Source organism: Enterobacter cloacae complex sp.6700776 (genome assembly GCF_048284255.1).
Lineage (GTDB): Bacteria > Pseudomonadota > Gammaproteobacteria > Enterobacterales > Enterobacteriaceae > Enterobacter > Enterobacter intestinihominis.
Window position 1 is genome coordinate 223,635 of the sequence record NZ_JBLVYK010000005.1, and the last position, 26,260, is coordinate 249,894.

Consider the following 26,260-nt stretch of genomic DNA (forward strand, 5'->3'; position numbering starts at 1 on the left):
TACTGCAAAGCGGTACGGAATGACAAGCCTGTGGAAGTCACACTGTACCACAAAACAGCCCGGAGGTGGGCTACGCCGGGCGGCGCTTCACTTCCAGCAGCCATTTATCCAGCTCGGCGGCAAACTGCTGGCGATCGCGCTGCGACAGGCTGTCCGGCCCACCGGTTTGCACGCCGCTGGAACGCAGGGTATCCATAAAATCACGCATGGTGAGCTTCTCCCGGATCGTTGCCGGAGAGTAGCGCTCGCCGCGCGGGTTAAGCGCCGCGGCCCCCTTCGCCAGCACGTCGGCAGCCAGCGGGATATCCGCCGTGATCACCAGATCTCCTGCGTCACACAGGCGTACTATCTCGTTATCTGCCACGTCGAACCCGGCCGGAACGCGCAGAGATCGGATGTATCTGGAGGGCGGCACGCGGATATTCTGGTTCGCCACCAGCGTCATCGGCATCTGCACCCGCTCGGCGGCGCGGAATAAAATCTCTTTAATCACATTCGGACACGCGTCCGCATCAACCCAAATCGCCATAGTGTCTCCCCATTATGATTCTGGCGACTATTGTCGCCTGCATTTCGTTGTTAAGCTATCAATGAGAGATAACAACGCATAATAACGGAGAGACGTGATGGATAAGAAAATCGGGTTTATCGGCTGCGGAAACATGGGTAAAGCTATCCTCGGTGGACTGATAGCCAGCGGCCAGGTGCTGCCGGGGCAGATTTGGGTCTTCACCCCATCCCCGGATAAAGTCGCGGCGCTGCGTGATGAGTATGGTATCAACGCCGCCGAAAGCGCGCAGGAAGTGGCTCAGGTGGCGGACATTGTCTTTGGCGCCGTTAAGCCGAATATCATGATTAAAGTCCTGAGCGAGATCACCTCCAGCCTGAACAAAGAGAGCCTGGTGGTGTCGATTGCCGCAGGCGTGACCCTCGACCAGCTCGCCCGCGCGCTGGGGCACGACCGTAAGATTGTTCGCGCCATGCCAAACACCCCGTCGCTGGTAAATGCCGGTATGACCTCCGTTACCCCGAACGCGCTGGTTACTTCTGAAGAGGTGGCGGATGTATTGAACATTTTCCGCTGCTTCGGCGAAGCGGAAGTGATTGCCGAACCGATGATCCACCCGGTTGTCGGCGTGAGTGGTTCTGCCCCGGCGTATGTCTTTATGTTTATCGAAGCCATGGCCGATGCCGCCGTACTTGGCGGTATGCCGCGCGCGCAGGCCTACAAATTTGCGGCGCAGGCGGTGATGGGCTCGGCCAAAATGGTGCTGGAAACGGGTAAACATCCGGGCGAACTGAAAGATATGGTGTGCTCGCCGGGTGGCACAACCATTGAAGCCGTGCGCGTGCTGGAAGAGCGCGGGTTCCGCTCCGCCGTGATCGAGGCGATGGAAAAATGCATGGAAAAATCAGAGAAGCTGAGTAAGTCCTGATGCGTAACGCCGGGCGTCAGGCGGCCACTTCGGTGCGACCCCGTCCGGCATTTTTGGCTTTATAGAGGGCCACGTCCGCGGCCTTTAGCCATTCACGATAGTGCGTGAACTGCGCCCCCCAGGGGGCAACCCCAACGCTGATACACAACCTCGCCATAGGTGCTCCGTGCAGCGGCATGTTGACCAGCCTTTCATGGACGCGCGCCATCGCCGCAATCGCATTGTCGGCAGGCGTGCCGGACATGATCACCGCAAATTCATCTCCCCCGAAGCGGCCAATATAATCGCCTGCGCGCAGGGTCAGCTGAAGCTGGCGCGTGATGGCGACAATCGCTTCATCCCCCACGTCATGCCCCCAGGTGTCGTTGATCGTCTTGAAGTGATCGATATCGATGAGCAGTATCGTCGCCTGTCGATGGCTGCGACGGCAGGCCTCAAATTCGTTACGCAGCAACGTTTCCCAGTGACGGCGATTGAACACGCCGGTCATTCCGTCGCGGGTACTCATCAGCTCAAGCCGACGCTTATGCTCTGCCAGCCGGATCGCCGTGCGGTGGCTGAGCCAGGCAAACAGCATGGGGTAGACCACCAGCACGGGGAGCGTCAGCCACAACGCCAGCGGTTCAGAGGTCAATAGCACAGGAGTACCCGTGGATTGCACGGTGAGCAGGGCAGACAGAGCAAGCAGCGCAAGTCCTGTCAGGAATAAGCGGCATCCCCCCGATCCCATCATGTTCATGCCGATCATCACGATCAGCGCCGCCGTTGGCAGCGCATTGAACCCTATTAATCCCACCCAGACGCCAGCAATGATGGCATCGATTTTCAGATTAACGATTTCACCGCTGTGGGGGCAGGTCGAACGAAAAGCCAGCTGCCAGGCCAGATGGGGCCAGACAAAGACCCAGCCCACCAATAGCAACCACCAGACGCCAGAAAGAAGCTGACTCACCAGAACGCTGGCAAGCGGAACAAACAGCGCCGCCAGACCAACGATGCGTGCCAGCCGTATTCGCCGGGCAAATCGCAGACCGGAACGGTATGAGTCATCCTGAGAAAGCTGCTGATACCACGCTTCCCGAATGTTCTCGTGATTGTCATAAAACTCATCATTCATCATTTTTGGGAATATTCTGAAACATTTTCCCAAATTATAGAGAGGGGGATAGCGGGGAAAGTATGAAATTTTGGGTGAGCCACAGCCGTGACTCACCCATTAGCACTACGCCTGTTTTTTCAGGCACGCGCTCATAAACTTGCTGCGATCGTCGCCTTTCAGCATCTGCTGTGTCGCCTGGGCATTGCACTCGCGCATTTTTTGCTGCTGCGGGGTCAGGCTTTTTTCACCCGGTTTGGTCGTACCATTTTTAAGGCAGTCGCTCATATACGTTTTACGGGCATCCCCTTTCAGACTTTGCGAGGTCGCCTGTTGGTTACAGGTCGTCATGCGCTGCTGCTGGGGCGTTAACGTTTTCTCTTCCGCATGTGCTGAGGCGATCAGACACAGGCCAGAGAGCAGGGTAACCAGTATTGTTGTTTTCATTGCACCATCCTTTATGTGAAGTTCCACGTTAAGTCTGGTTCGTTACGGGAAAAAAACCACCCTGCACCATGATTTTCACCGTGATTCAGGGTTATTTCAGTCCCGTCGCAGCGCGATTATTATTAACCGGTTTCGCAGGAACGGAGGAGGTAATTACGAGCGAGTTTAATGCGGTGAAAAGTGTGCTCTGCTTCATTTTAATTTCCCTATGGTAACAGGGTAAAAATAAAAACAGAGCGACGCCAGGCATCCTGCATGACAATTCTGTGACACGTCATTTCACCTCTGGCGGGTTAACTGCGAGGATGCCTTAAAAGCTTCTTTACGTATTGCTGAAGCAGCTCCGCGTCCTCTGCAGGCACCTGTGAATCAGGGCGAGCTTTTTCCAGCGCGCCTTCAACGTTGTCGATCAACGCCTCCTGCTCTGGTTTTGCCATCTGTCGCAACAGCGCCGTCACAACGATCTCCAGCGCCTCGACCTGGGCAACCAGCTCTTTCGACTCTTCTTCCTTTTGGGCAAGCTTAACCAACAACTCAGCAATGAGATTTTTCATGGTGCTATGTCCTTATGTGATTTCCCCTGAAATTAACACCCTCACTGAATAATGAAAAGCATGGATTGGTTTTATCTTATGCAAAAGTGACATTGCTGCCAAAAAAGATATTTCGGAGCGCAAGCGAAACGTTTTTCTAAAAGACAGAAGCCGCATTTCGTTATATAAAAATGCGGCCATCATAAGAATTAATAATATATTATCGTGTTTGCCGGGCTGACTTTGCCTCAGCGATTCGCCGGCGACGGCGCAAGGCAAAGGCCAGTTGAATAATATTAAGAAGCACCACCACCGCCGTCGCGGCAAATACCCAGCGGAAACCCGCCATCGCCGAGACCGAGGCGCCAATAAGCGGGCCCGCTACGTTGCCTAAATACATGAACGACTGGTTGTAGCCAAAAATGCGGCCGGTTACCTGGTCACTGGAATATTTCACCAGCAGCGTCTGTACAGCGGGCAGCATAGCACCATCCGCGAAGCCAAGCAGGAAGCGCAACACCCCGAGCTGAAGCGGTGTTGTGACGAACGACATGGCAAAGAAAAGGATCACCGCAATGATGAGCGTTGCCATCAGAATGCGTGCCGTACCGATCCTGTCGCCCAGTTTCCCCAGACGCGGAGCGGACATCAGCGCCGACACGCCCGGCACGGCGGCAATCATCCCGCTCAGAAAAGCAATGTTGCTGCTGTCCGGTGCCATCGACTTGATAAACAGCGCCAGAATCGGTCCCACCGAGCCGTTACAGAGCTGGATCACCATCGTTGTCACAAAAAGGCTAATCATCAGGCCAGGATAAGGTAGCGAGGCGAAAACCGCCTTTACGCTCAGGCGTTCTGATTTGCTGACGACAGGCCGACCGCCCTCTTTAATCAGAAAAAGGGTGACCAGAAAGCTGACCGTTAGCAGGATGGCGGTAATGATAAAGACCGCGCGCAGCCCAACATGGTCAGCCAGGAAGCCGCCGAGCAGGGGGCCGCCAATTACACCGCTAATCTGGGCCGTGGAAAGCGTGCTGAGTGCCCAGCCGCTCCGCTCGCGCGGTACCTGTGAGGCCACCAGCGCCATGGCATTCGGAATGTACCCGGAGGTCAGCCCCATTATCGCCCGCAGAATAAACAGCTGCCAGACGTTGGTGGCGAAGGCCTGGAGCAAAATGGCTATCGCCATCCCCAGCGAGGCGCGGAGCAGCATCAACTTGCGCCCCTTGCGATCCGCAAGGCTGCCCCACATCGGTGACACAATGGCGGACACCAGAAACGTCACGCTGAACGTCAGGCCGGACCACATAGAGAGCGCTTCATGGGAAGTGACCCCCAGCTGCGACACGTAAAGCGGCAGGAAGGGCAATATCTGGCTGATAGCCAGTCCGGTGAAGAAGCAGCCGAACCAGACTGAAATGAGGTTAACTTTCCAGGATTCCATAACAGAAATAGTCTTCATTTTTAGGCGAATTCGCCGACAGATTAGCAAGTTACGCGCAATGACATAGCGCCAGAGATGCGGCCTTGCAGACTTTGGTGTTTTATCTTCCCAGTCATCATATTTGTGAGATAAGTCACAATCTATCCAATTTTCGGCGGAAGATTATGCTTCATCGACATAAGCCATAGCCGCGCATTCCCAGATGGAAATGGTTGGCATGGGCGGCATTGTAGTCCGGCCCCAGACCGTTACCGTAATAGCCGCAGCTTGCCGACAACAGCGCCTGTAGCCAGGGCTGCGTCTTTTCCGCTTTCCAGCCGTTGAGGACGGTAACACGCTGTCCGTTTGCCAGCCTGAAAGCGCTGATATCCAGCGCATCCGCCGTGGCATGTTCGCTGCGCCGCGCATCCGGGCGGCTGTAGATATTGCGGCAGGCGAAGCTGCCCAGATGTTCAATACGCGTAAGCTCGCTGCCGGTCCAGGTTTTGGTGAGCGGCCGGGCCTGCTGGCTGACAAACAGCGCCGAGCTTAACGCCAGCGGGCAACTGGCAAGGAAGCTGCCGTTCAGGCTGACCGGGCCAAAATCGCGCACGCGCACCACGTTACTCAGCGGACACTCACCGGCGCTGTCAGCGACCGCCTGGGTACGGATAAGCTGGCGTTGATTCGCCTGCGCTAACAGGTTTGCGCACGCCTGCGGCGTTAAGCGCCGGAGTTTAAACTGGGTTATTTTTCCAGGCGGATCGTCAAGCGTAAGCGGCACGAAAGGGTTGTAATGCGGCGGCAACCAGCGGTAGCCCACCGTGGCGATCCCGGCAATAACAATAAGAATAAGCAGACCTTTTCCTTTCACGCGCCCCCCTTCAACATCCCTCAAAACATTATGGCAGAAGGCCGCGAAACCCGCCGGGCATCGTGGTATGTTATTGGCTTTTCGTCAGACTGGAAGAGAGTGAGATGGCAAAGCAGCGCGTAGGTATTGTCTTTGGGGGAAAATCATCAGAGCACGAGGTGTCATTGCAATCGGCTAAAAATATCGTTGATGCGATTGATAAAAGCCGTTTTGACGTGGTGCTGCTGGGCATTGATAAACAGGGCCAGTGGCATGTTAACGATGCCAGCCAGTATCTGTTACACGCTGATGATCCGGCGCGCATCGCCCTTAATCCTTCTGATATCAGCGTCGCAACGGTTCCAGGCGTGGCACAGGGACAGCTTATCGATGCCGGGAACGCGCAGGCGCTGGCACAGATTGACGTGGTGTTCCCTATCGTTCACGGCACGCTGGGCGAAGACGGGTCCCTGCAAGGCATGTTGCGGATGGCGAACCTGCCGTTTGTCGGCTCCGATGTGCTGGGTTCTGCCGCCTGCATGGATAAAGACGTCACTAAACGTCTGCTGCGCGACGCCGGTCTGAATATTGCACCGTTCGTCACGCTCACTCGCGCCAACCGCGATAAACACAGCTTCGCGCAGATCCAGGCGCAACTCGGCCTGCCGCTGTTCGTGAAACCGGCGAATCAGGGCTCATCCGTCGGCGTCAGCAAAGTCACCAGCGAAGCACAGTTTAACGATGCCGTTCGTCTGGCCTTTGAGTTTGACCACAAGGTGGTGGTTGAGCAGGGAATTAACGGGCGCGAAATTGAGTGCGCCGTACTGGGTAACGACTTCCCGCAGGCGAGTACCTGTGGTGAAGTGGTGCTGAATAGCGACTTCTACTCCTACGACACCAAATATATTGACGACAAAGGTGCCCAGGTTGTGGTTCCCGCCGCGCTCGATCCTGACGTTAACGACAAGATCCGGGCGATCGCCGTTGAAGCCTATCAGGCGCTGGGATGCAGTGGGATGGCGCGCGTCGATGTGTTTCTGACGGCGGATAACGAGGTAGTGATTAACGAAATCAACACCCTGCCGGGCTTTACCAATATCAGCATGTACCCGAAATTGTGGCAGGCCAGCGGAATAAGCTATCCGGAACTGATCACCCGCCTGATTGAACTGGCGCTGGAGCGTCACGCCGCTGACAGCGCCCTGAAAAGCTCTGTTAACTGACGGTTAGTCGGCTTTCTCTGCCGTCGTCTCATCGGGACGACGGCGGATAATGAATCCCGCCAGCCAGAAACTGATTACCCAGGTCACCAGCCCAACCGCATAGGTTTGCCAGCCCTTCGCTTCAAATCCCAGCAGCCCGACAACACCGTTGAGTATAAAGATCAGCCCGATCGCAAAGGCGTAGTAATGCCAGTCACGGCGTAGTTTGGAAGTGAGCTTCATGACAACTCCGGCAGAAAAAAAACTATCCTCTCACAGTTTGATAAAGTCGTCTGTGGCGGATACGTAAATTCTGAAAAGCAGCGTAGTTTCACTTATGTTATCAATTTGTGACGTGATGCAGAAATCGACAATCCAGGAGAAATCCTGAGCCGAATTTCCCACGATTCTGATATTGACAAATGCTATGACCTGTCACACTCACCCTGTACGACGCGTATTAAAACAGAGTGATATTTTCGGGAGGTCTTATGGCAGACTTTACATTGTCGAAACCGATTTTTGGCGGAAAACAACCAAAAACCTCCACGGCGGGGAATATTGCCTATGCCCTGTTTGTTCTGTTTTGTTTCTGGGCAGGAACCCAACTGCTGAACATGCTGGTGCATGCCCCTGGCGTGTATGAGCATCTGATGCAGGTGCAGGATACCGGCCGCCCGCGCGTTGAAATCGGTTTAGGCGTGAGCACCGTATTCGGGCTCATTCCCTTCCTCGCGGGCAGCATGGTTCTGGGCGTGATTGCGCTCGTGCTGCGCTGGCGCAACCGCCACTGATTACAGTCCCATACAGCGAGCCCGACGATCGTCCACGCGTTTTGCGAACCATGCGGTCGTCAGGTTACGCGTGATCTTCGGGCTTTCAAGCTGAATGCCTGGCAGAATGGCTCTGGGTAGTGCCTTTCCACTTTTCTTCTCTGCAAGCGCGAAAACCTGCTTATACAGATCCGTTTTCTCAAACGCCAGGCTGTCACCCTTCTCCAGCTGTCGGCGAATGTCACTGTTGCTCATCTCCAGCTTCGTCGAAAGTTTTCGCACTGCCCGTTCGGTGGACCCTGCCTCGCTGCTGCCGTAAGCAATGAGATCGCCATCCAAAGCGAGCTTCACACCGCTGGCACGGCTTACCGCATTCTGGAAGGCTGCATTTCGGCTGGCATACCAGCCCGCGTTAAAGTCGGCAAAACGATACAGCGGTTTATCGTAGTTGGCCGGATAATTCAGCAGGTGATACGTCCCAAACCACAGCCCACCGCGCAGGGAGAAGACTTCCTGACGCACCGTACCGTCGATATCCCACGGATAGCCGTCGGTATGCTTTTCCGCAAATGCGATGCTTACCTGCATCGGACCGCCGGTATGTACCGGATTCAGCGAGCCAAACAGCTTCTGCCCCATCGGAACCATATTGATGAAATCATCGAAAATGGCGCTGAGCTGCCTCTCGGTTTTCACCGTATCCAGCCGTTCGCTGTAGCTTTTCCCGTTTGGCGAGGTGATTTTAAGGGCGGTATGTACCAGGAAAACCGGGATATGCATCGATTCGGCCCGGCGGTCGATCTCCTTCCAGGCGATTTTGTTCAGGCCAGGCACAACAGGATCTGACTGATACATCGATTCCTGCTGCGCCACCGCCAGCACCGAGCAGATGTTCTCCTCGGTAGGCGCGATCTTCTGACTTTTGAAGGTCGTTGCCAGCGCATCAGCCCACTCACTGCGATCCTTCACGCTGGCGGGCATTTTTTGCCGCACCACGCTCGCCACATCAACGGGCTTCTCCCCTTCTTTGAGCGGGGTAGCCCCTTTCTCGGCACAGCCCGCCAGCACGACGGCGGCGAGTAACGTCAGCGGTAATGCACGTGGTACGGCAAATGGCATAGCAATTCCTTTTTAACCTAATGTATGGGTGACTTCCTGCAAATCCTTATCGTCCAGCTCACGCTCGAAACTGCGTAAACGTTTGTAGATGGACATCAGCTCCACCAGCGTAGTCCAGGAGCTAATCAGGTACTGGAACGAACCGCGAACCTGACCAAAAACGTTGGTGATCTGGGTCATCAGACCGAGCGTAATCGTACCCGCAACGATGGACGGGAACAGCAGGAACAACCCGAAAACGTTATCAACCTGAAGATAAAGGATGCGCGCGATATTGAAGTACATGTAATGGAAATAGAGGCGGAAGTAATTACGACGTACGGCGCCAAACAGCTCACGCACGGTAGGCGGTGACGCACGGTTAGGATCGTCTTCACCATACACCAGCTCTTTACGGTAGGCCGCTTCCACGCGCTGGTTTTTAAATTCCAGCCCCGGCAGCTTGATCCCCACCACTGCCAGCAGTCCCGTTCCCATCAGCGACCAGACAATCGCGGCAATGACCAGGCCGTACGGCAGATGGCCGACAATCGGCAGTTCCGGAACGTGGGATGAGAGTGTCACCAGCACCGGCAGGAAGGCGATCAGCGTCATGATGGCATTAATAAAGCTCACGCCCATATCTTCCAGTGTAGAGGCAAAACGCATGGTGTCTTCCTGCACACGCTGTGCGGCACCTTCGATATGACGCAGGTGCTGCCAGTGCGCCATATAGTGTTCGTTCATCGCGGTACGCCAGCGGAACACATAGTGACTGACGAAAAAGTTATTCATCACGCCGATCACCACGGCGATGAGGGCGATGCCGAGGAAGATCCCCACCTCATGGTAGAACTGGTTAATGGTCACTTTATGCGGCGAACTCAGCGCCGTCTGGATCAGATCGTAAAACGGCGCATACCAGGCGTTGACCGCCACGCCCACTTCCACCAGGAACCAGGTGACAAAGATGATTAACGACGTGCCGAGAATCGACCAGTATTGCCAGCGGTGAGGCGAATAGATAAACCAGAACATGGCAAAAAGCCCCACGCAGAGCATGTAATAGGCGTAGAAAAGCAGATAGCTCATGGACCAGAAGCGCGCAGCGCTAATGGGAATGTCGCCTGTTGCCCCCGTAAGTCGGGTCAGCCACGCGCCGCCACCGGCCTGCCAGAAAATGACAGCCAGCAGTGCCCAAATAAATGCCGACAGGAAAAAGGGCCCCGGCTTTGGGAAAAAAGACTTAAACATTGTGCTTCCTTCTTGTTGTTATGGCTGTTGCTGTGTTTAACATATCGCCACACGAAACCTTGCCTGGGCCAGCCTCCCGGCTCAGGCAAAAAAGTCAGACCTGCGGGTGAATTATTAGTTCGCTTTCCAGTTTTCAAGAATTGTTTCGGTGCGTTTCACCGAAGGCGGGTTGGCAGGGGCGATGAAGTTACGCCAGACATCGTTATAGTGCGCGATCAGAACCTGGGCATCGGCCGCTGGACGATTGGCCGTGGTGTGGGCATCCTCCGCAACCGTGATGTGGTAGCCCCGGCTGACACCGTTTTTAAAGGTGGCATCGACACAATAATCCGTCGCGCAGCCGCAGATAATAAATTCATCGATCCCCTGTTCGCGCAACAGTGCCTCGAGCGAAGTGTTATAGAAGGCATCGCAAGCGGTCTTCGTGACGTAAAACGCCCCTGCCGGCTGGTTGAGATCGGGCAGCAATGCAAACCCTTCGCTCCCCTCCTCTAGCCCGCCAACTTCAGTATGCTGTATGAAAATAACGGCCTCAGCAGCCTGGGTAAGCTGATTGATCAGTGAGACACATTTCTCACTCTGATGGCGCGGCGTCTTAAACACCCCATTCTGCATATCAACCACCAAAACCACACGCTTTTCAGACATACCGTTCTCCGCAATAATGAATGTAACTGGTGACTATCATAAGCCCGATGTCACAAAATGGGAGTCTGGCCGTAAGTAAATTGTGCAAATTTACCCACGGTTACGTTTTTCTCGCTATCGTTATGCAAATCGGACGATTGCCCGACGCCGATTAGTAGTATAACTACCCGTAACTCTCCTTATTCACTGGATGGATGCTTTTCGTTGAAACGTTGTCTGCTCTCTTTCGCCGCGCTGTGTGCGGTGAGCCTGTCCACCGCCCAGGCAGCACAGCCTCTGACGGCACCGGTTCTGGCCTCTGACATTGCCGATCGCTATGCGAACCTTATTTATTACGGCAGTGGTGCGACGGGAATGGCGCTGGTCGTGATCGACGGTAACCAGCGGGTGTTTCGCAGCTTCGGTGAAACACGACCGGGAAATAACGTTCGCCCGCAGCTGGATTCCGTTATCCGTGTCGCGTCGATAACCAAGCTGATGACCAGCGAAATGCTGGTGAAATTGCTCGATCAGGGCGTGGTAAAACTCGACGATCCGCTCAGCAAATATGCGCCACCCGGCGCTCGCGTTCCGACATATCAGGGAACGCCGATCAGGCTGGTGAACCTGGCGACCCATACCAGCGCCCTGCCGCGAGAACAGCCCGGTGGCGCTGCGCATCGCCCTGTCTTTGTCTGGCCAACTCGCGAACAACGCTGGAATTACCTGAGCACCGCAACGCTGAAATCGGCCCCGGGTTCTCAGGCTGGCTATTCTAACCTGGCGTTTGATCTGCTGGCCGACGCGTTAGCAACGGCATCAGGTAAGCCTTACCCTCAGCTGTTTGAAGAGCAAATCACGCGTCCGCTCGGGATGAAAGATACTACTTACACCCCCTCCCCGGACCAGTGCAAGCGTCTGATGGTGGCGGAAAAAGGGGCCAGCCCGTGTAATAACACGCTGGCAGCCATTGGCAGCGGTGGGGTTTACTCTACGCCTGGCGACATGATGCGCTGGATGCAACAGTTCCTCTCATCGGATTTTTACGCGCGCAGTAATCAGGCCGACCGAATGCAGACGCTCATCTACCAGCGTGCTCAGTTACGTCGCGTCATCGGTATGGATGTTCCCGGTAAAGCCGATGCCCTCGGCATGGGCTGGGTATATATGGCGCCAAAAGATGGTCGCCCGGGTATTATTCAAAAAACCGGTGGGGGTGGCGGATTCATCACCTACATGGCGATGATTCCGCAATCAAACGTGGGCGCTTTTGTGGTGGTCACCCGGTCACCGAACACCCGCTTCGTGAATATGAGTGATGGCGTAAATAACCTTGTAGCTGAGCTGAGCGCCAATAAAGCGCAGGTACTTACGGCCGCTAACTGAGCTTAATAGTCCGTGGGCAAACGGTTGATACTGATCAGTTTGCCCCGGCTCATATTGATGTAGTTCCCCTGACGCAGCGCCGCCAGAACCTCCGCAACCACCGAACGTGATATACGCGTGCTACGCTGAATATGATTCATCACACCAATTTTTGAGCGTAGCGTGTCATCCCACTCGGCCATATTGATTAGCATCGCCCGAATTTGGCTATACGAATTATTTCCGACCAGCTGGATATCACGTTTTCCCAGTAAATGATTTAGCCATGAAAGCCAGCAGAATGCTTCTTGCCAGAGTTGCGCTTCTTGAATAATTTCGCATGCAGTAGAGGCTGGCAAATAAAATCCGGTACAAGGTGTTTGTGCCATCAGAGAATATTCAAGATAGCTGTCATTAATCCATGCACTTAATCCATGAATATAGGGTGCCCGTGCAATACCCACGAGTAATTCATCTGATTTACGGTGAACGACTGTCAGGCCGGATTGTATTACAAATGTCAATGGTTCATCATCATTATTGCCGGTAGTTATAAATTGTTGTGGTTCCGTTTTAAATGGGGTACCGGCGACTTCCAGACACTTTATGAGCCGGCTTAATTCAGAAAGTGGTTTCGCATTAACGTTCATGCATACCTCAAGTCATCTGTATATGTCGGTTCTTTATTATTTTTAAAGCACATAAAAAAGCGGGGGCAAAATCCCCCGCGTTTTTTTCTTACCAGGTATATTTCACACCCAGGTTTGCTCCCCAGTTCTGGTCAACGTCGCCGCCGCCCAGATAAGTCGCATCAGTGTAAGCAATGAAGTTTTTCGTGAAGCTGAACTGAGTGCCCAGTCCCACGCGAACCGCAGAGCCTTCCACGCCGTTGTCAATGCTGTCATTGTTGATATCAGCATTGTTGTCGGCATCGTCATACACGTAAGCCAGCTTGAAGTAAGGGGTTAATGCCTGCTCGCCACCGTAGTTGAAGGTATAACCTGCATCCACGCCGAGCTCATAACGCATACTGTCGTAAGACTGGCCATCGATACGCATGTCGTTGCTTAACTGATAGTCATCACCGGACTGGAACAGGCCAGAGATCGCCGCGTAAGGCGTGACGTAGCCAGACAGGTTTGGTTTCCAGTCATAGCCCAGTTTCATCCCGAAACCAACGGCGTCAGTCGTGGTATTACCGTCAACATACTGACCGTTGCTCATGGTAGCAGAAAGGTCGTTGTTGAAGCGGGTGTAGCTCATGGAGCTGTCGAGGAAGATGTCGTTCATGAACTTCGCCGACGCGTAGATCATCGCAGTCTGGCTGTCCTGATCGACCTGACCAGTACGATCGCTGATATCACCCTTCGCGAAACCAGCCGCACCACCGACAATCCACTTCGCGTTATTACCGTCGATCTGAGTATCCAGACCCACCATAATGCCGCTTACGTCCTGATCGTAGCTAACGGTGCCATTATCCGCGTCAAAGTTGCCGCCAAAATAGCTCACCCATGCGCCGCCGTTATCTGCCAGGCCATGACGGCTGTTGGTCAGACGGGTACCCACGGTATCCTGTTGCAGATTCCAGATGTTGGTATTGGCAGAAGGAATGCTCAGCGCCATGTTGGCGTAGTCAGTCAGCTCTTCCTGCTGGAGAACAACGGTGTCACCCTTCTGCTGCGCCTGATAGGTGTATGCACCTAAATCAGCTTTGTTTGCCGCAGTAAAGCTGGCAGCGGTATCCGCGTTATTGTCATAGACGCGAATGATCTCTTTGTTTTTGTAGTCAGCTACGGAGCCTGCTCCGGTCGCATCGTCGATGCGCACTTTATAGTTACCGGCAACGTCACCGTTCACCGCCAGATGGCCGTCAGAGTTCAGCGCGACAACACCATAGTCGTAGTCCGCTTTATGGCTATCGTTGGTGATATAGCGTGCGTTGTTCAGGTCGCTGTTCAGCACATAATCGCGGCTGGCAACGTTGAGCACACCGCCATCAGTCAGCACCATATTGTGCGTATCAACCTGACCCAGACCCAGCGCCAGCTCTGCACCGTTGTCTACAGTAATGGTGTTGGCATACAGTTCTGCCGTCTCTTCAGTCAGTGCCGCACGGCTGTAGCTATCCAGATACAGACTGTCGGTTGCCACGGCACCGCTGTCGCCAATATTCAAGGTTGAAGCATTGGTCAGGGTGATGGAATCTGCCAGCAGGCCGGAGTTTTCAACATTGACCTGAGACTGGTTGTTCACCGTCAGTGCATCGATGTTGGAGATCTTGCGGGTATCCCACTCGGAACCGTTATCCAGCGCCACGTTGAACAGGCCGCTCTGATACACCTCTTCACCGGCAACGTGACCGTTGCTGTCAAAGGTAGAATCAGGCCAGATGCTATTCGGGGACAATGCGTGCCAGTCTACGTTGCTGTAGCCCTGGCCATACATCTGCGCAGTGCCGATAGCTTCAACGCTGGACTGCGCTGCACCCACCCACTTACTGCCGTTGGTCAGCGTGACATCCAGTTTATCGGTACCATCCCAGCCGTTGGTGGTTGGGTTATAGACGCCATCTTCTGTGGTATCCGTTGCCGGATCGCCATTCTCGTAGAAGTTGTTATCAAAGGTGCTGGAGAAAAGAATGTCACCCGTAACGGTAGAGTGATCGAAGGTAGCGGTGGTCTGCATGGCGTTATCAGACGCACTGGCAGCAACGATCAGCGCCGCATCATCCGCAGCCGTGGCGTTGGTTTCACCGTAGTCGCTTGGCTTCGCCGTTTGACCGTAGAAGCCGCTGGTACCCAGATCGCTGTATGCGCCAGAGGTCAGCACAGAGTCTTTCACCACCAGCGTATCGGTAAAGATATTGCTGCTGTTAGCAACGCCTTCAACACCGTCGTATGGCGTGTTATCAAGCTCCTGATAACCCTGCGTCAGCGTGATGCCCGCGATGTGGGAATTGTTCTGAATAACGATATCAGACTCAACATCCAGGGTGATGGCGTTACCCAGACCATAGGTGTCCAGATAATGCGTTTCAGTGGTATCGCCATTAACGACATCATACGCATAATGCTCGTAGGTATCGTTGATGGTGGAGTTATCAACAGTCAGGCTAAAACGATCGTACTGGGTATGCGTAGTGCCGTCAGTATCCACGCCTTCTGCACACGTCGTGGTCATACACTCTGACGTGATCATGCCGTTAATGGTGCTGTTAGAAATACTCAACGCGTTCGCACGGCCATTGACACCATCATCCAGATAGTATGTCGAAATAACTCCGTTTACGGTTGATTTATTGATGACTGGATAAATGTCACCATCATGTGTGGCATCTGAATAATCCCAGTCAGCATAACCATAATACCAGGGCGTGGACGCAGTATTGTCATATCCAAAAGTATTATATGTCGTGCCGGATATATCTTTCGCATTGGCCTGAGAAGCGATAGCCAGTGTGCAGGCTAATGCAAGTTGTGATACAACCAGTTTCTTTTTCCATGTTTGCATTGGGTCATCCCTCCTCAGGGACGTAAGCAAGTTTGTCCATCAAATCATTTGGCAACGTTTAATTGCGGAAGGAATTATGCAGTTTCACTTCGAAAAGGTTCAATGAATGATTCCATTAAGTCCGTATTCAGACAAATAAGCTTATAAACCCAGGACAATATCAATCATTATGAATAAATATTATAAATTCAACTGATTGCAAACTACTTTAGTTGCTTCGACACATATAATAAAAAGCAATAAATCATTTATATTTATAATCCCAAACCAATATAGAAGCCTCACCAATATCACATACCACTCTGGACACCATAATAAGATTTATAATATATACAAAATACATGTAGCGTATATTAATCGATTTCGAAAATCTAAAAGACAACTTTAGTAAAACACCACTCTCCGCTTTCAGGTACACTAAGCCTCTTTGTTCCACAAACATCAGGCATACCATGACCGATTTAATTGCTCGTCCCCGTCGCCTGCGCAAGTCACCCGCACTGCGCGCCATGTTTGAAGAGACAACACTGACCTTAAACGATCTGGTGTTGCCGATTTTTGTTGAAGAAGAGATCGATGACTACAAAGCCATCGACGCGATGCCGGGCGTGATGCGCATTCCTGAAAAGCATCTGGCCCGCGAGATCGAACGCATTGCGAATGCGGGCATCCGCTCGGTGATGACGTTCGGTATCTCCCACCACACTGACGCAACCGGCAGTGATGCATGGAAAGAAGACGGTCTCGTGGCACGCATGTCGCGCATCTGCAAAGAGAGTGTGCCGGAGATGATCGTCATGTCCGATACCTGCTTCTGCGAATACACCTCTCATGGCCACTGCGGTGTGCTGTGCGATCACGGCGTGGACAACGATGCGACCCTGCTGAATCTGGGCAAGCAGGCGGTGGTTGCCGCCGCCGCGGGTGCGGATTTCATTGCACCTTCTGCGGCAATGGATGGTCAGGTTCAGGCTATTCGTCATGCGCTGGATGCGGCAGGCTTTACCGACACCGCCATCATGTCCTACTCCACCAAATTCGCCTCCTCCTTCTACGGCCCGTTCCGTGAAGCGGCGGGCACGGCGCTGAAGGGCGATCGTAAAACCTATCAGATGAACCCGCTGAACCGCCGCGAAGCGATTCGTGAATCTCTGCTCGATGAAGCACAGGGCGCAGACTGTCTGATGGTGAAACCGGCCGGCGCATATCTGGATATCCTGCGCGACATTCGCGAACGCACCGAACTGCCGCTGGGCGCATACCAGGTGAGCGGCGAGTACGCGATGATCAAATTCGCCGCGCAGGCGGGTGCCATCGACGAAGAGAAAGTGATCCTCGAAAGCCTGGGGGCGATCAAACGCGCGGGCGCGGATCTGATCTTCAGCTACTTCGCGCTGGATCTGGCTGAGAAGAAAATTCTGCGTTAATCCGCTTTAGCGCCGGGTGGCTTCGCCATACCCGGCCTGCTCTCTGCGCGAATCTTCACTAAACTGCAATACAACCGACATCTCCTCCTTCTACTGTCTGGGCAAGACGGCAGGAGGAGTGATCAATGTTTAGTCTCGACAGCGTTCTTGATGACCTTTGGCCTCAGGCGAGGCCCGCACCCTGGCAAAAAAGTCTGTTAAAAAGACTGCTCCACGAAGACGAATTTCAGCAGTTTGCCGCCAGCCACCGTCACCTGAAAGGGCTGGATATGGTAGAGCAGGTTCTGGAACACCTTGATATTCTCTGCACCATTTCCGCCCGAGACCTCGAACAAATCCCCGAACACGGCCCACTCATTGTGATAGCGAACCACCCGACGGGCACCCTGGATGGGCTGGCGCTACTGTATGCCGTTTCGCGCGTGCGCCGGGACGTCAAGGTTGTCACCAACCGGATGCTGTCTCACCTTGAGCCCCTCAGCTCGTTGTTTATCCCCGTGGACAATATGGGCGGCAGAACCGCAAAAGCATCTCTGGTGAAGATGGAGCAGCACCTGCAAAACGCCGGCGTGCTGATCTTCTTCCCGGCGGGCGAAGTCTCCCGCCCAACGCGTAAAGGCATCCGCGATAAAAAGTGGCATCCGGGCTTTATCAAGCTGGCCAGCAAACTACGGGTACCGCTGCTACCGGTACATATTCAGGCCCACAACAGCCTGCTGTTTTATGCCAGCACCCTGGTATCGCCGACGGTATCCCTGCTGCTGCTGATGCAACAGATGTTTCGCCGCCGCCACAGCCAGCTGCCGATCAAAATCGGCCAGCAGATTGCCTGGAATGATCGGTTTAGCTCTACCCTTTCATCGCGTGAGATGGCCGAGCAGTGCCGTCAGCACGTGATACGACTTGGCAAGGGATTGCCTGGCGTCTTTAAAACCCAGTGCGCCATTGCCCGCCCGGAAGACAGGGCCACGCTGAAGCGGGAGCTGGCGCAGGCCGAATGTCTGGGCAAAACCAGCGATGGTAAAACCATCTATTTGTGGCAGCGCAACGGGCAGGAAGAGGCGCCTCTGCTGCGCGAGCTGGGGCGACTGCGCGAGATTGCCTTTCGCGCCGTGGAGGAAGGCAGCGGAAAACGCCGGGATACCGACAGCTACGATGATGACTATCTGCATCTTATTCTGTGGGATGATGATGACCTCGAGATTGTCGGCGCGTACCGCTTTATGCCAACGGCCATGCAGGTGGAAAAGTGCGGCGTCGAGGGATTGTACAGTTACAGCCTGTTCCACTACGACGAAAAAATGCAGGACATACTGGAGCACGGCATTGAGCTGGGGCGCAGCTTTATACAGCCGCGCTACTGGGGACGTCGCGGTCTGGACTACCTGTGGTCAGGCATTGGCGCCTATCTGGCGCGCTATCCACATTACCGTTACCTGTTTGGTCCGGTGTCCATCTCCGGCGGCTTACCGCCTGCCGCCCGGGATCTGCTGGTCGCGTTTTATCGTCTCTGGTTTCCGGCCAGCCACCCGTTAGCCGCCTCGCGTCAACCCTACCCGGCGTCACTCCCGGACGTGCTGGCGCAATTTAGCGGGGTGGATTACGTGGATGACCTGACAAAGCTCAAATCCCTGCTCGGCAATCTGGGCTGCGGTATTCCGCCGCTTTATAAACAATATTCCGAGCTATGCGAGCCAGGCGGCGTGCAGTTTATCGATTTCGGCAGCGATCCGGCGTTCAATAACTGTATCGACGGGCTGGTGCTGGTGGATCTGTGTTATCTGAAGGCGAACCGCTATCAGCGGTATATAGAGGCGCACTTAATACCCTCACCCCTGCCCTCTCCCTAAAAGGGAGAGGGTGAAAACCGCACCAGTCAGTCCCCTCGCCCCTTTGGGGAGAGGGTTAGGGTGAGGGGCTCAAACCGCACGGTAGAACGGCTTATCCCCCAGGATCGTCGCCCGCTGCATAATCCTTCGCTGCGGCAGGTAATCCGCATTGGCGTAATGCTGCGTGACGCGGTTATCCCAGATCGCCAGATCGTTCTCCTGCCAGCGCCAGCGCACCTGAAACTCCGGCTTCGTGATATGCGCAAACAGGAAGCTGAGCAGCGCCTCGCTCTCTTTTTCCGTTACGTCCACAATGCGCGAGGTAAACCCTTCGTTCACAAACAGCGCCTGCTTGCCGGTCACCGGATGGGTACGCACCACCGGGTGCAACAGCGGCGGATGTTTTGCGACCGCATCCAGCCAGCGCTGGTGCTCCTCTTCCGTTTTACGGTACTTATACTCCTGGAACGATTTTTTAAAATCATGCTCCGCCCGCAGGCCACTTAGCAAGGTCTGGAACGGCGCGGAGAGCGCCTCAAACGCCGCAATGCCGCTCGCCCACAGCGTATCGCCGCCGGTCTCTGGCAGTAGTTTTGCTGCCAGAATCGCCCCGGCTGGCGGTGTGTCGATAAAGGTAACATCCGTATGCCAGTTGTCATTATCGGGCGGGTTATCGTTATGAGTGTCCAGCACGATAATTTCCTCCACCCCTTCCGCATGCGGGTAGACCGGGTGGATATGCAGGTCGCCAAAACGCAGGGCCAGCGCGCGCTGCTGTTGCGGGGTGATGGCCTGCTCGCGCAGGAACACCACCTGATGGCGCAGCACCGCGTGGTACAGCTGCTCAAACTGGTTATCGCTCAGCGGACGGGTTACGTCCAGGCCCGACACCTGCGCGCCAATGTACGGCCCCAACGGGATAATCGTCAGACGTTCACTCATTGTATTTCTCCATGCCAGGGCGTCAGGCGACGCTGTAGCGTGCGCAGTCCCAGTTCTAATCCAAAGGCGATCGCGGCGATGACCGCGATCCCTGCCAGTACCACGTCAGTCGCCAGGAACTCTCCCGCCGACTGCACCATAAACCCAAGGCCGCGCGTGGCGGCAATCAGCTCTGCCGCCACCAGCGTTGACCAGCCCACCCCAAGGCCGATGCGCAACCCGGTCAATATCTCCGGCAGCGCACCTGGTAAAATGACGAACAGCAGTACCTGCGCGCGGCTGGCGCCGAGCGACTGCGCCGCACGTATGCGTACCTGCTGCGCACTCTTTACGCCAGCCAGGGCCGACATTGCTACCGGCGCAAAAATAGCCAGATATATCAGTAAGATCTTTGACGTCTCGCCGATGCCAAACCAGATCACCATCAGGGGCAGATAAGCCAGCGGCGGTACGGGACGGTAAAGCTCTATCAGCGGGTCGAGAATGCCGCGCACCGTCGGGCTCAGTCCCATCGCAATCCCCACCGGAACGCCAATAATGACCGCCGCCAGCAGCGCCACCAGAATACGCGTCAGACTGGCGCCTAAATGCTGCCAGAGGGTGGCATCCATAAAGCCCTGCGGTCCGGCGATGGCGATCAGTTTTTCCAGAACCTGGCCTGGCGGGGGCAGAAACAGCGGGCTGATCCACTGCTGCGCGGCAACCGCCCACCATACCGCCAGCAACACCACCAGCGTGCTGACACTTAAGGTGAGCTGGCGAGAGAACGGCCAGCGTAAGGCACGGCGCGTCCGCCGCGTTTTTTCACTGAAGACAATGCTCATGAGAACGCCTCCCGCTGTTCAAACACACGGCTCAGGATGTATTCCCGTTTTTCGATAAATAGCGGGTCTGATTTAATGCTGCGTACTGGCTCTCCCGCCATATAGCGCCGGGCAAACTCAAGCGGCAGACGCTCCAGCACGCGTCCCGGTCCCGGTGAGAGCAGCACCAGCTCCGTCGCCATAAACACGGCCTCTTCGATATCGTGGGTGATTAACAGCACCTGCTTGCCGGTTTCGTGCCACAGGCGCAGCAGCAGGGTTTGCATCTGCTCACGGGTAAAGGCATCCAGCGCCCCGAAAGGTTCGTCCAGCAACAGCAGCTGAGGGTTAGCCGCCAGCGCACGGGCAATCCCGACGCGCTGACGCTGCCCGCCTGAAAGCTGCCAGATAAAGCGTTTTTCAGCCCCCTCCAGCCCGACCTTTTTCAACATGTCGCGCGCCGTATTCAGACGCTGTTCACGCGCTACGCCGGCCAGTTGCAGACCAAACGCAACGTTTTCCTGCACGTTTCGCCACGGAAGTAGCCCTTCGTTCTGGAAGACCACGCCGCGCTCTGCGCCCGGCCTCGTTACCCGTTTTCCTTCGAGTTGGATCGTGCCGTGCTGATACGGTACAAACCCGGCGATCAGGTTCAGCAGCGTCGTTTTCCCGCAGCCGGACGGCCCCAGTACGACCAGCAGTTCACCGCTGTCCAGCGTCAGGTTGATCTCTTTCAGGGCGGGTTTGCCGCCGTAATCGGCAGACAGGTTTGTAATGTTCAGCATCGCAGCCCCCTTATTTCACAAAGCGGTCGGTCACGAACCGGCTGTAATCCGCTGCCACCGCAGGCACTTTGCCCTGCTCTTTCAGGAACGTCGCAGTGTCGACAATCGCTTTGCTCACCGGCCCGTTCAGCTGCTGGACCTGCTGCGCAGGTGTCAGATAGGTGTTGCCTTTCACCAGCCCCGGCACGTCAGCTTCCGGCACGCCGCTCAGACGTGAGAGTTTCTCCAGGTTGGCGGGCTGTTTCAGCCATTCATCCGGGTTGCTGATGTAAGGCTGCTGGGCGTCGATGGCGCTTTTGGCGAAGGCTTTCACCACTTCAGGGTGTTTTTCGGCAAAGTCCTTACGAACGACCCAGACATCAAGTGTTGGCGCCCCCCATTGCCCCACTTTTTCGGAGTCGGTCAGCACGGTGCCGTCTTTTTCCAGCTCGTTGACGGCGGGCGCCCAGACGTATGCTCCGTCAATGTCGCCACGCTGCCAGGCGGCAATAATCGCTGGAGGTTGCAGGTTGATGATCTGCACCTGGCCCGGCTTAATGCCCCAGTGTTTCAGCGCTGCCAGCAGGCTGTAATGCGTGGTGGAGATAAACGGCACCGCGATGCGTTTGCCAATCAAATCTTCGGGTTTCGTGATGCTTTTCTTCACCACCAGCGCTTCGGAATTTCCGAGCTGCGATGCCAGCAGGAAGACTTCAATCGGCACCTGCTGGCTGGCGGCAACGGCCAGCGGGCTGGAACCCAGGTTGCCAATCTGCACGTCGCCCGAGGCTAACGCCCGCACAATTGCCGCGCCGCTGTCGAACTTGCGCCAGTCGACGTTCGCCCCGCTCGCTTTGGCGAAGGTGTTATCCGCCTGCGCGACTTTCGCCGGTTCCGCGGAAGTCTGATACGCGACGGTGACGTCCACCGCCTGCGCCTGAAATGCCCACAGCGCCAGTGCACCAAGTAACGTGATTCGCGATGAAATTGCCATACCGTCTGCTCCCCTTGTTGTTATAAGGGCAGTATTTCCGGCGTGGGATTTTTGATAAAGGAATAAAAAAGAATCGCTAATGACGATTCGTTTTTAGAAAAAAAGCGGGAAAGGATAGTGAATTTTGTACGGTTGTTTCGCCGGGTGGCGGCTGCGCCTTACCCGGCCTACAAATTGCACGAACCGTAGGCCGGGTAAGCGCAGCGCCACCCGGCAAAGGCCTCAGCGCTGAACCGTCAGCGCAGCAATATCCTGCGGCGTGGTCCGACAGCAGCCGCCAATCAGCTTCGCGCCTGCTTCCAGCCACTGCGGTAAATACCCCGCCAGCGTCTCGCACGTTTCACCGTGGTGATGCCAGGTTTTACTCACCGCATCGTAATGCTCGCCGGAGTTCGGATAGACCACCAGGGGCAGCGACGTCAGGCTGTGCAGATGCGTCAGCGCCGCCGTGGTGTTTTCCAGCGCGATACAGTTAATCCCCAGCGCGACAACCTGCGGGTAGCTTTCCAGCGCAGAAACAACATCCCGCAGCGGCGTTCCGTCGCTCAGGTGCTCACTGTCACGCAGGGTAAATGAGAACCATGCCCGGGCGCGCGGATACGCCGTCAGCAACGCCGCCAGCGCCTTAATCTCAGTGAACGAAGGCAGCGTTTCACAGGCCAGGAGGTCCGCGCCCGCATCCAACAGCGCCTCTACACGCGGGCGGTGGAAGGCGGTAAATTCTTCAGCGCTACGCACATAATCGCCGCGATACTCGGAACCATCGGCCAGATACGCGCCGTAAGGGCCCACAGATCCCGCCACCAGCAGCGTGCCCGCCTGCGCATTCTCTGCCAGGTACGCTTCGCGCGCTTTGCGTGCCAGCTCTACGCTTTTGCCGATCAGCGTCCGGGATTGCGACTCGTCCAGCCCGCGAGCGGCAAAGCCTGCGGGTGTCGCCTGATAACTGGCGGTGATCGCCACCTGTGCCCCCGCGCGGTAGTAGTCGAGGTGTACGTCGCGGATCAGCTCCGGATTTTCCATCAACACTTTGGCCGACCAGAGACTGTCGGCAAGGTTAAAACCGCGCGCTTCCAGCTCCGTTGCCATCGCCCCATCCAGCACGACAAACGGCTGTTTTTCAAGGAGGGCGGTAAGCGGATTATTCTGCGACATGTTCAGGCTCCTGCGTGGTCAGATTTCGGGTCAGGTAGTACGCACCATAACACAGGGCGACAAACGGAAGCCCGCAATAAAGGGCAATACGCTGGCTTGGGTCAAACCACAGGCCGACGCAGGCCACCAGACAGAGGATAAAGCCAAGCACGGGCACCAGCGGATACCATGGCGCGCGATAATGCAACGCGGATAGCGGCTGGCCGGACTGCACGTGACGGCGACGAAACACGAAGTGCGACGCGCAAATGCTAATCCACACCGCCACCACCGCAAAACCGGAAATGGCTGACAGGGCCACAAACACCGTATCCGGCGCGACCACGCTGGAGAACAACGCCAGCACGCCGCCCAGCATGGAAACAGAAAGCGCCGTCAGCGGCACGCCGTTTTTGTTGACGCGGGCAAAGCAGCGCGGCAACGTTTTCTCGTTAGACAGAGACCACAGCATACGGCCAGAGGCGTACAGACCCGAGTTCGCCGCCGAGAGGATCGCCGTCAGGATCACAAAGTTAAAGATATCCGCCGCATACGGAATGCCGACCTTTTCAAACACCAGCACGAACGGACTTTTCTCCACGCCAGCCTGCTGCATCGGGATCAACGCCGCCAGCACAAACACGGTGCCAATAAAGAAGATGATGAGCCGGGCGATGGTGGTGCGAATAGCAACCGGAATAACCTTGTGTGGGTTTTCCGTTTCCCCTGCCGCGATGCCGATAAGCTCCGTTCCTGAGAAGGCAAAGTTGACCGCCACCATGGTCATCAGGATCGGCAGACCCCCGTGCGGGAACCAGCCTTCGGCGGTAATGTTGCTTAGTCCCGGCGCGGCAGAGCCGTCCGCCATCGGGATAAAGCCAAAGATGGCCGCGCCGCCGAGAATAATAAAGGCGATGATGGTGATAACCTTGACCAGCGAGAACCAGAATTCTCCTTCCGCGAAAAAGCGCGTGGAAATCACGTTAAGACCAAAAATCACAGCGCAAAAGACAACGCACCACGTCCAGACGGGAACCTGTGGGAACCAGTACTGCATGCAGAACCCGGCCGCGGTAAAGCTCGATCCCAGCGCCACTGTCCACGTAAGCCAGTAGAGCCACGCCACGGTATACCCCGTCGCCGGGCCGAGATAGCGGGCGGCATAGACGTGAAACGCGCCGGTTTCCGGCATCGCCACGGAAAGTTCGCCCAGGCATTGCATGACCAGCCAGACCACCAGCGCACCGATAAGATATGCCAGCAGCGTGCCCGCCGCGCCGGTTGTCGAGATGATATATCCGGTATTGAAGAATAACCCTGTGCCGATAACGCCACCCAGCGAGAGCATAATCAGGTGGCGGGTTTTCATGGTGCGCTTAAGTTGCCCGTTTTGTTGTTCTGTTTGCATGTTACCTTCTAAACGTATGGACATCTAAACATCCAAAGAAGGAGTGTTATACCGCGATTGTTAACAAAAAGCCACCCGGCGCGACTTCAGCGCAATTATTGGTAAATCCTTAAATCAGTTCTATAGTCGACACAGTTTCTTCTTCACCAGGACTCACTATGCGATTTAACGGACTGACCAAAGGTTTCTTTATTCTCATCCTGGCCCTTGTAACCTGGGCCTTCTTTGACGTGCTGTCTCCCTATTTCTCGGCGATTCTGTGGGCCGCGATCCTGACCATCATTTTCAACCCGGTGAAAAACAAACTGCGTACCGCGCTGGGCGATCGCAACGGGCTGGCTTCACTCCTCACACTCGGCATTATCTGCTTGATTGTGTTTATTCCGTTGATGGTGATCCTTTCCTCGCTCGCGGTGGAACTGAACATGGTTTACACCAGGCTGCAACAGAACAACACGCAGTTCCCGGAAGTGATCGCCGGTATCTTCAACCGCCTGCCGGACTGGGCCAGCGGCTTCCTGGCGGATCACAACCTGACCAACGCCGCGCAGATCCAGAAAAAACTCTCCGATGTCGCGTTACAGGGCGGGCAGTATCTGGCGGGCAGCGCGTTCCTGATTGGGAAAGGGACGTTCGGCTTTGCCATCAGCTTTGGCATTATGTTGTATCTGCTGTTTTTCTTGCTGAAAGACGGGCCGTATCTGGTGCGCCAGATCCTCGACTCGCTGCCGCTGTCTGACTTCGTCAAACAGCACCTGTTCGCTAAGTTTGTCGGCGTGTCGCGCGCCACGGTAAAAGGCACGGCGGTCGTGGCGGTGGTTCAGGGCACGCTCGGTGGTATCGCCTTTGCTATTGTCGGTATTGACGGCAGCGTATTGTGGGGCGCACTGATGGCATTCCTCTCCCTGGTGCCTGCCGTTGGGTCGGCCATCGTCTGGGTTCCCGCCGCCATCTTCCTGTTTGCCACTCACCAACTGTGGCAGGGTCTGTTCATTGTGGGCTTCTTCGTCATTATCGTCGGGCTGGTGGACAACCTGTTGCGTCCGCTGCTGGTGGGCAAAGACACCAAAATGCCGGACTACCTGATACTGATCACCACGCTCGGCGGTATGGAGCTGTACGGCATCAACGGCTTTGTGATTGGGCCGCTGATTGCCGCTCTGTTTATCGCCTGCTGGAACCTCTTCTCCGGCCGCGATCACGCAGGCAACGCCGAGGAGCTGGACGCAGACTTTATCGAAGAGGGGAGAAATTCTCCGGATCTATAAAGAAACGCGTTCTGTGAGGCGGCCCTGTGCCGCCTTTTTTTTCGCGATAAATCAGAGGTTTTCTATAATCT

25 protein-coding genes are annotated in these 26,260 nt (G+C 55.4%); 7 read left to right on the forward strand and 18 right to left on the reverse strand.

Features of this window, described 5'->3' with window-relative positions; genetic code table 11:
• Window positions 1–70: 70 nt before the first annotated feature.
• Window positions 71–529, reverse strand: coding sequence for a YaiI/YqxD family protein (locus tag ACNQ0T_RS10795; protein ID WP_192970627.1), 459 nt, complete (start codon window positions 527–529; stop codon window positions 71–73).
• A 97-nt stretch (window positions 530–626) separates the two neighbouring features.
• On the opposite strand from ACNQ0T_RS10795, the gene proC reads away from it, so the two are divergent.
• A complete protein-coding gene (proC, locus tag ACNQ0T_RS10800) occupies window positions 627–1,436 on the forward strand; it encodes a pyrroline-5-carboxylate reductase (protein ID WP_023305563.1) in 810 nt (269 codons plus the stop codon).
• 16 nt (window positions 1,437–1,452) lie between these two features.
• On the opposite strand, the gene adrA is transcribed toward proC, so the two are convergent.
• From adrA to ACNQ0T_RS10825, 5 genes are all read right to left on the reverse strand, one after another.
• On the reverse strand, window positions 1,453–2,556 hold the full coding sequence (gene adrA / locus ACNQ0T_RS10805) for a diguanylate cyclase AdrA (protein WP_192970628.1): 1,104 nt from the start codon (window positions 2,554–2,556) through the stop codon (window positions 1,453–1,455).
• Window positions 2,557–2,658: 102 nt separating this feature from the next.
• Window positions 2,659–2,979 (reverse strand): phosphate starvation-inducible protein PsiF, encoded by a 321-nt coding sequence (gene psiF, locus ACNQ0T_RS10810; RefSeq protein WP_022647208.1) that lies wholly within the window; start codon window positions 2,977–2,979, stop codon window positions 2,659–2,661.
• A gap of 293 nt (window positions 2,980–3,272) precedes the next feature.
• Window positions 3,273–3,533 carry an anti-adapter protein IraP gene (gene iraP, locus ACNQ0T_RS10815; protein ID WP_003859148.1) on the reverse strand — a complete coding sequence of 87 codons (261 nt, stop codon included), beginning with the start codon at window positions 3,531–3,533 and terminating at the stop codon, window positions 3,273–3,275.
• A 199-nt stretch (window positions 3,534–3,732) separates the two neighbouring features.
• Window positions 3,733–4,956, reverse strand: a complete 1,224-nt coding sequence (locus tag ACNQ0T_RS10820) for a multidrug efflux MFS transporter (protein WP_417930022.1) — start codon at window positions 4,954–4,956, stop codon at window positions 3,733–3,735.
• A gap of 169 nt (window positions 4,957–5,125) precedes the next feature.
• Entirely contained in the window at window positions 5,126–5,809 is a 684-nt protein-coding gene (locus ACNQ0T_RS10825) for an extensin family protein (protein WP_192970629.1), read from the reverse strand.
• Between the two features lie 104 nt (window positions 5,810–5,913).
• On the opposite strand from ACNQ0T_RS10825, the gene ddlA reads away from it, so the two are divergent.
• Window positions 5,914–7,011, forward strand: a complete 1,098-nt coding sequence (ddlA, locus tag ACNQ0T_RS10830) for a D-alanine--D-alanine ligase (protein ID WP_022647205.1) — start codon at window positions 5,914–5,916, stop codon at window positions 7,009–7,011.
• Window positions 7,012–7,014: 3 nt separating this feature from the next.
• Here the strand turns inward: ddlA and ACNQ0T_RS10835 are convergent, their stop codons facing one another.
• The gene (locus ACNQ0T_RS10835) at window positions 7,015–7,233 is read right to left on the reverse strand and encodes a DUF2754 domain-containing protein (protein WP_022647204.1); all 219 of its coding nucleotides are present in this window, start codon (window positions 7,231–7,233) and stop codon (window positions 7,015–7,017) included.
• A 248-nt stretch (window positions 7,234–7,481) separates the two neighbouring features.
• On the opposite strand from ACNQ0T_RS10835, the gene ACNQ0T_RS10840 reads away from it, so the two are divergent.
• Window positions 7,482–7,784: a DUF2755 family protein gene (locus ACNQ0T_RS10840; protein WP_003859159.1), complete on the forward strand. Its 303-nt coding sequence runs from the start codon at window positions 7,482–7,484 to the stop codon at window positions 7,782–7,784.
• On the opposite strand, the gene ACNQ0T_RS10845 is transcribed toward ACNQ0T_RS10840, so the two are convergent.
• The 3 genes from ACNQ0T_RS10845 to ACNQ0T_RS10855 all read right to left on the reverse strand — a co-directional run bounded on the left by ACNQ0T_RS10845 (window position 7,785) and on the right by ACNQ0T_RS10855 (window position 10,763).
• Complete coding sequence (locus ACNQ0T_RS10845) at window positions 7,785–8,882, reverse strand: DUF1615 domain-containing protein (protein ID WP_045308919.1); 1,098 nt, start codon at window positions 8,880–8,882, stop codon at window positions 7,785–7,787.
• 12 nt (window positions 8,883–8,894) lie between these two features.
• Window positions 8,895–10,115, reverse strand: a complete 1,221-nt coding sequence (gene sbmA / locus ACNQ0T_RS10850) for a peptide antibiotic transporter SbmA (RefSeq protein ID WP_022647202.1) — start codon at window positions 10,113–10,115, stop codon at window positions 8,895–8,897.
• Between the two features lie 114 nt (window positions 10,116–10,229).
• Complete coding sequence (locus ACNQ0T_RS10855) at window positions 10,230–10,763, reverse strand: isochorismatase family protein (protein WP_337258006.1); 534 nt, start codon at window positions 10,761–10,763, stop codon at window positions 10,230–10,232.
• A 204-nt stretch (window positions 10,764–10,967) separates the two neighbouring features.
• Here ACNQ0T_RS10855 and ampH point away from each other — a divergent pair, with 204 nt between their 5' ends.
• Entirely contained in the window at window positions 10,968–12,128 is a 1,161-nt protein-coding gene (ampH, locus tag ACNQ0T_RS10860; RefSeq protein WP_022647200.1) for a D-alanyl-D-alanine-carboxypeptidase/endopeptidase AmpH, read from the forward strand.
• A 2-nt stretch (window positions 12,129–12,130) separates the two neighbouring features.
• On the opposite strand, the gene ACNQ0T_RS10865 is transcribed toward ampH, so the two are convergent.
• Complete coding sequence (locus ACNQ0T_RS10865) at window positions 12,131–12,757, reverse strand: helix-turn-helix domain-containing protein (protein WP_022647199.1); 627 nt, start codon at window positions 12,755–12,757, stop codon at window positions 12,131–12,133.
• An 88-nt stretch (window positions 12,758–12,845) separates the two neighbouring features.
• Entirely contained in the window at window positions 12,846–15,620 is a 2,775-nt protein-coding gene (locus tag ACNQ0T_RS10870) for an autotransporter outer membrane beta-barrel domain-containing protein (RefSeq protein WP_417930024.1), read from the reverse strand.
• 452 nt (window positions 15,621–16,072) lie between these two features.
• Between ACNQ0T_RS10870 and hemB the strand changes: the two genes are divergently transcribed.
• On the forward strand, window positions 16,073–17,047 hold the full coding sequence (hemB, locus tag ACNQ0T_RS10875; protein ID WP_003859169.1) for a porphobilinogen synthase: 975 nt from the start codon (window positions 16,073–16,075) through the stop codon (window positions 17,045–17,047).
• A gap of 125 nt (window positions 17,048–17,172) precedes the next feature.
• Window positions 17,173–18,897: a lysophospholipid acyltransferase family protein gene (locus tag ACNQ0T_RS10880; protein ID WP_171932812.1), complete on the forward strand. Its 1,725-nt coding sequence runs from the start codon at window positions 17,173–17,175 to the stop codon at window positions 18,895–18,897.
• 69 nt (window positions 18,898–18,966) lie between these two features.
• Here ACNQ0T_RS10880 and tauD read toward each other — a convergent pair whose 3' ends face one another.
• From tauD to mmuP, 6 genes are all read right to left on the reverse strand, one after another.
• Complete coding sequence (tauD, locus tag ACNQ0T_RS10885; protein WP_023305554.1) at window positions 18,967–19,818, reverse strand: taurine dioxygenase; 852 nt, start codon at window positions 19,816–19,818, stop codon at window positions 18,967–18,969.
• On the reverse strand, window positions 19,815–20,642 hold the full coding sequence (gene tauC, locus ACNQ0T_RS10890) for a taurine ABC transporter permease TauC (RefSeq protein ID WP_022647195.1): 828 nt from the start codon (window positions 20,640–20,642) through the stop codon (window positions 19,815–19,817). Before tauC ends, tauD begins: the two co-directional genes overlap by 4 nt.
• The gene (gene tauB, locus ACNQ0T_RS10895) at window positions 20,639–21,406 is read right to left on the reverse strand and encodes a taurine ABC transporter ATP-binding subunit (RefSeq protein WP_417930027.1); all 768 of its coding nucleotides are present in this window, start codon (window positions 21,404–21,406) and stop codon (window positions 20,639–20,641) included. The genes tauC and tauB overlap by 4 nt, the downstream gene beginning before the upstream one ends.
• Window positions 21,407–21,416: 10 nt before the next feature.
• Window positions 21,417–22,379: a taurine ABC transporter substrate-binding protein gene (tauA, locus tag ACNQ0T_RS10900; protein WP_032624781.1), complete on the reverse strand. Its 963-nt coding sequence runs from the start codon at window positions 22,377–22,379 to the stop codon at window positions 21,417–21,419.
• A gap of 222 nt (window positions 22,380–22,601) precedes the next feature.
• Entirely contained in the window at window positions 22,602–23,534 is a 933-nt protein-coding gene (gene mmuM, locus ACNQ0T_RS10905; RefSeq protein WP_417930028.1) for a homocysteine S-methyltransferase, read from the reverse strand.
• Window positions 23,521–24,921, reverse strand: coding sequence for an S-methylmethionine permease (gene mmuP / locus ACNQ0T_RS10910; RefSeq protein WP_045308924.1), 1,401 nt, complete (start codon window positions 24,919–24,921; stop codon window positions 23,521–23,523). Before mmuP ends, mmuM begins: the two co-directional genes overlap by 14 nt.
• 158 nt (window positions 24,922–25,079) lie before the next feature.
• Between mmuP and ACNQ0T_RS10915 the strand changes: the two genes are divergently transcribed.
• A complete protein-coding gene (locus ACNQ0T_RS10915; RefSeq protein WP_022647190.1) occupies window positions 25,080–26,189 on the forward strand; it encodes an AI-2E family transporter in 1,110 nt (369 codons plus the stop codon).
• Window positions 26,190–26,260: the final 71 nt, after the last annotated feature.